This window comes from Winslowiella iniecta, assembly GCF_001267535.1.
Lineage (GTDB): Bacteria > Pseudomonadota > Gammaproteobacteria > Enterobacterales > Enterobacteriaceae > Erwinia > Erwinia iniecta.
Genome location: NZ_JRXE01000050.1, coordinates 1 through 5,206, shown reverse-complemented (window position 1 = coordinate 5,206; position 5,206 = coordinate 1). Strand labels below are relative to the sequence as shown.

Annotated in this window: 4 protein-coding genes and 1 pseudogene; 1 reads left to right on the top strand and 4 read right to left on the bottom strand. The window is 46.6% G+C overall.

The genetic code is table 11. The annotated features are described in order from the left end of the window. Both NG42_RS22815 and NG42_RS21415 read right to left on the bottom strand, forming a co-directional pair. Positions 1-857, bottom strand: an 857-nt coding sequence (locus NG42_RS22815; RefSeq protein ID WP_052903036.1) for a BapA/Bap/LapF family prefix-like domain-containing protein, incomplete at its 3' end; no start/stop codon positions are given. A 397-nt stretch (positions 858-1,254) separates the two neighbouring features. After that, positions 1,255-1,947 carry an EAL domain-containing protein gene (locus NG42_RS21415; RefSeq protein WP_052903034.1) on the bottom strand — a complete coding sequence of 231 codons (693 nt, stop codon included), beginning with the start codon at positions 1,945-1,947 and terminating at the stop codon, positions 1,255-1,257. A 952-nt stretch (positions 1,948-2,899) separates the two neighbouring features. Between NG42_RS21415 and NG42_RS21410 the strand changes: the two genes are divergently transcribed. Further along, entirely contained in the window at positions 2,900-3,874 is a 975-nt protein-coding gene (locus NG42_RS21410) for a zinc-dependent alcohol dehydrogenase family protein (protein ID WP_052903030.1), read from the top strand. A gap of 73 nt (positions 3,875-3,947) precedes the next feature. Here NG42_RS21410 and adhP read toward each other — a convergent pair whose 3' ends face one another. Both adhP and NG42_RS23165 read right to left on the bottom strand, forming a co-directional pair. Further along, the gene (gene adhP / locus NG42_RS21405) at positions 3,948-4,958 is read right to left on the bottom strand and encodes an alcohol dehydrogenase AdhP (RefSeq protein WP_052903029.1); all 1,011 of its coding nucleotides are present in this window, start codon (positions 4,956-4,958) and stop codon (positions 3,948-3,950) included. 160 nt (positions 4,959-5,118) lie between these two features. Beyond that, a pseudogene (locus tag NG42_RS23165) lies at positions 5,119-5,206 on the bottom strand (hydrolase); the annotation flags it as partial.

Below are 5,206 nucleotides of genomic sequence, written 5' to 3'. Positions count from 1 at the left end.
CTGTCGGAATCAGAATCACTGTCGGAATCAGAATCACTGTCGGAGTCTGAATCGCTTTCGGAGTCGGAGTCACTGTCAGAATCAGAATCGCTGTCGGAATCGGAGTCGCTTTCGGAGTCTGAATCACTGTCGGAATCAGAATCGCTGTCAGAGTCTGAATCACTTTCGGAGTCTGAGTCGCTGTCTGACTCAGAGTCGCTGTCAGAGTCTGAATCGCTATTATCTGAATCGCTATCTGAATCAGAATCACTGTCGCTATCAGAGTCGCTGTCAGAATCAGAGTCGCTGTCTGAATCAGAGTCGCTGTCAGAGTCTGAATCGCTGCTATCTGAATCACTGTCGGAGTCAGAGTCAGAGTCAGAGTCAGAGTCAGAGTCACTATCAGAGTCAGAGTCGGAGTCACTGTCAGAATCGCTGTCGTTCAACAGATCACGCGATTCACTGCCTGAGGAGTTAGCTGCTGCAGCCAGCCCGAGAAAACCTAAACCACCGGCACCCAAAAAGGCAGCGGTAGTGGCACTGGTCCCGGTTCCGTAAAGCAGTCCTTCGATGTCAGCGATCGAGGTAAATTCAAAACCCGGCCCCGGATTCTCAATCCACCACAAAGCGCCTGTATCATCCTGAAGCACTAAATCGCTGATATTTCCTTCCGCATCAGCGACAAAGAAATCCTTAATAACGACCTTCTCTCCGGAATGAAGAGTGACGACCAAATTATTTTGATCGCGGGTTAGGGAGGCGATGTCCTCTCTGTTCAGTTGGAGCGTGACGACACTGGGCGAAGTTACGCTAACTTCACTCCCATTTATACTGGAGGTTGAACCGCTATCTTTCGCGGTTACCTTGATTTCATTCATATAACTTGCACTCCCGATTAGGGTTAGGCATTCGGTTACGAGTAATCAATCACACCAATAATTTCTGACTGTTCCTCATGTAATAACAGACAAAAAACACGCCGTAAGGCGTCACCAGAGCTTGCGGTTTTATTCGTATTTATAACAACACCCAGAGATACGTATAAAGCTGCACTGCTGTGGATTCATTCCCCATGATTTAACAAGGAAATAAGTTTCTGAGATAAATTATCTTTTGAAGTGAAAGTCCAGGAAGGTGAGTTCTTTTCATTCTTTACCTACACTGTCATCAAATAGTTACTCAGATAAATTAAAAAATTTACACGCAAATAAGAAAGACGCTTAATTACGCCTTTCTTTCAGAATTGTTTCTGAAGTCCATATATTATTTGGATTATCAGTGCAGTCGTTTTATCATCGCGTCAATCTGAACGGGTTCCCAGTGATAGCCTTGCATCCCGGTGATATCCAGCGTCCGCAGCTGCTCCTCATGCTTTGCATGCTGAATTCCTTCGACAATAATCCCCTCACAAAAAGCGTTAAGATGAGAGATCAAGTCGCGAAACGCATTGCTGCTACCGTGCTGCCAGAAAAAATTCTTTTCAATCTTCACGTATTCAAACTCTCCCTTCATCACCAGGGTTAAATTTGAGTTTCCCGCCCCGAAATCATCCAGCCAGAGGGGACATATTTTCGTCAACTCTCTTAACAAACTGGATTCGTCATTATCTGAATCACTGGTGAAAAATTCACATATTTCAAAGCGCAGCAAAGGCATCTGCGCGATCTTTTCTTGCAGGCTACTGCTACTGGTTATTTCACCAGCGATGTCTTTATCGATATTAACGGATATTTTCGGGATGGTATCATTCCTTTGATAAAGCTCATCCAGCAATGTTATTTGCTGACGGAATATTGACAGGCGATCAGACTGAGAGAGCGGGTAAAAAAGATTATCATCGCCCTGGGTGAGATCAAAAGGTCTATTGGATGAGGCAAACTTCGTCAAAAGCTCATAGGCAATAAGCGAGCCAGAAAAATTGTGTATCGGCTCCAGAACGAATTGGTAATTATCATTATTTTCATCCATAGACTATTACCTTCACACCTGCAAGTACGATTAAAAAAATAATCTCTGGAAATTATTCATGAATATTTTCATTCATGGTCAGAGCAGGCGAACGGACACACTATTAATTAAACTTTTACAAAATCCTAACTGACGGACACACATATTAGAAATTGGTTAAATCTTACTTAACCCAAATTGTCATAGGCAAAAACTATCAATACAGAAAAATGATAGCTTAAGGTTATCAAAACCCCAGATGATTCTTATTTACCAATGTCCGTAGCAAGCACTCGCAACCAATCCTGCAATTAACGCCTTGAATCTATGGCTATTTAAGCGATTAAAATCGCAAATTTCGTGCAATGCCGGCCCTTTGCACTAAGTCAATTTGACGATATAATACACCAAAAGTTAAGTATCACTACATTATTCATCGATACAATAATTAAGCTTTATCGTGAGTTTGTCCTTAATAAGGCTGATTACGGCCTCCAGAGAAAGCCAAATTTGGCTCATTACAGATTTTTCCTAAAAAGCCGTTAACATTAAAAATTATAATAACTTTGTTGGAGGTATTATTTTCTGGTGGGCGATGCGCTGCACTGAAGAGGAAAGAACCTACGGATTTAAGGGAAATTAGCGCAAGAAAAGTGTCTGATCGTTCAAAACCTCCCCCACCACCCTGCCACCAGGCGCTTAAACACTCAGATTTGTTTTATGCATAGTTAAATATTGATTAAGCAAACCCAACGAAAAAGAGATTGGCCTGCTCAAAAAAACAGCCTTAAGAGTTGAGGGGTAGCAAAAATGTTACAGGAATGTTATGAAAGCATCCAACTAAAACGGTTCAGCCATACTAATTAACTCTATGCACCTTCATTTAGCTTTGCTGTCGTAAAATTCTGATAGCAGCTTGTGACTAAACAATCTCTGTTAAAATGCCTTTTTCCTTAAAAACGATGTCTTCACTATGCACTCCACCTCCATTTTACGTGCAATTGTTCAGCATTTTGGTGTAGCGGCTGACTGTGTCGGGCTTGAGCATTATCTCCCCTGCCCGACTGAATCTGGAAAAGCCGCGGTGCGCATGCAGCTGGCTGCCATTAACCCCTCTGACCTGATTACCATATCGGGTGCCTATCCCACACGCACGCAGCTACCTTTTGTGCCGGGTTTCGAAGGGGTTGGCACCGTCGAACTTTCTACCGGCGGGAAACGTGTGTTACCTCTGGGTAGCGCAGGTGGCTGGCAGCAGATCAAATATAGCGATCCCGCGTGGTGTTTTGAGGTTCCGCAGTGGATGACTGACGAACAGGCGGCGACCAGCTATGTCAATCCCATGACCGCATGGTTGATGCTAAACGATGTTTTACAACTGCCCGTCGGTGCGTGCATTGCCATCAATGCGGCTAATTCCGCCATCGGAGTGATGCTGCTCAGAATGGCCGCGCGGCTGAAACTCAACACCGTCGCGATTGTGCGGAATCAGGCAGCCGCGAAATCCCTGGATAAAGCTTCGCCAGGCACGGTCATGCTTATGGAAAGCGCCGAAGATCAGCGCGCGGTACTGGCAATAAATTCGGCAGGTGGGCTGGACGCAGTGCTGGATTGCATCGGGGGTAAAGGCGCAGTGACGTTGGCGACGGCGTTAAAACCATCCGGGAAATTTATCAGCTACGGTCTGCTGTCCGGCGAACCGATACCCAAAGCATTCTGGCTAAAACGGCCGGATATTCATTTCAGTTACTTTCATTTACGGCAGTGGATTCATCATGCCAGCCGCCCGCAGATTGCCGCGAAGCTGAATGAGGTGTTTGATCTGATCCGTGATGGGGTGGCCAAAACTCAGATCGCTGCGATTTTTCCATTAACCGATATATCAGCGGCGCTGCGCTTCTGTCAGCAGCAGCGCCCTGCGGGTAAAATACTGATTCAATGCAGATAAGTGGTGTGCGATGCGGATACCCGTCAGCCTGAAGCACTGGTATCCGACATCGCAACCGGTGGTTATCAGTTCGCTACAGCTTTAAATCGATCACCATACGGCCGGTAATTTTGCCGTTTTTCATCTCTTCAAATATGGCGTTGATATCTTTTAGCGGTCGTTTGGTGACTTTAGGTACGACTTTACCTTCAGCAGCAAACTGGAACGCTTCCTTCAGATCCTCGCGTGTGCCGACTAACGACCCCAGAACCTGAATACCGTCCAGCACCAACCGTGGGATATTCAGATCCATCGATTCCGGTGGCAGGCCGACCGCCACAATCCGGCCCCCTGCGCGCACGCAATCCACCGCCGAGTTAAACGCCGAACGAGCCACCGCAGTGACTACAGCGGCATGCGCGCCACCCACTTTCTCTTGCATGATCTTTGCGGCATCGTCTTTCGCCGGGTTAATCACTAAATCAGCGCCCATACTTTTAGCAAATTCCAGCTGCGCATCGTTAACATCAATCGCGATAACTTTGGCATTAAACACATTCTTCGCATACTGCAATGCCAGATTACCCAAACCGCCCAGGCCGTAGATGGCAATCCATTGGCCTGGCTTGATTTGCGACACCTTCACCGCTTTATAGGTAGTCACACCGGCGCAGGTAATGCTGCTGGCCGCTGCGGGTTCCAGATTATCCGGAACTTTCACCGCATAATCCGCAACCACGATACACTCTTCTGCCATGCCGCCATCCACTGAATAACCCGCGTTTTTCACCTCGCGGCACAGCGTCTCATTGCCGCTGTTACAATATTCGCAGTGACCACAACCCTTGAAAAACCACGCCACACTGGCACGGTCGCCCGGCTTTAACGACGTAACTCCCGGCCCGATCTTTTTCACAATACCGATGCCTTCATGGCCAAGGGTAATACCCGGCACCTCACCAAAATCACCGTTTTTAACGTGCAGATCGGTATGACAGACGCCACAAAATTCCATGCTGAGTAACGCTTCGCCATGCTCGAGTTCGCGCAGTTCTTTATCCTGAATCTCAACCGAATGTTCGGGGGTAACCACAGCTGCTTTCATAATCTTCCTCTGAGTACTGACGTAACTAATCAGAGTTAAATCTAGAACATTCTCAACCAGATCGGGTGAATAGTTTGAAAATTGCTGATAACGATCAAAAACGCGCTGATTAAATCAGCGCGTTGCTATAAAAGAGGGAAATGTATCGCCGGATGAAAAATTACGCCTGACGTTGTGGGGCTTTATGCACCAGGGTGTAGGCATAATCCACGCCCATGCCGTAAGCACCGCTGTGCTCACGCACCAGA

Bases quoted from the DNA above. Each gene is read 5' to 3' on its own strand.
- NG42_RS21410 (WP_052903030.1), top strand. From the start codon at position 2,900: ATGCACTCCACCTCCATTTTACGTGCAATTGTTCAGCATTTTGGTGTA.
- NG42_RS21415 (WP_052903034.1), bottom strand. From the start codon at position 1,947: ATGGATGAAAATAATGATAATTACCAATTCGTTCTGGAGCCGATACAC.
- adhP (WP_052903029.1), bottom strand. From the start codon at position 4,958: ATGAAAGCAGCTGTGGTTACCCCCGAACATTCGGTTGAGATTCAGGAT.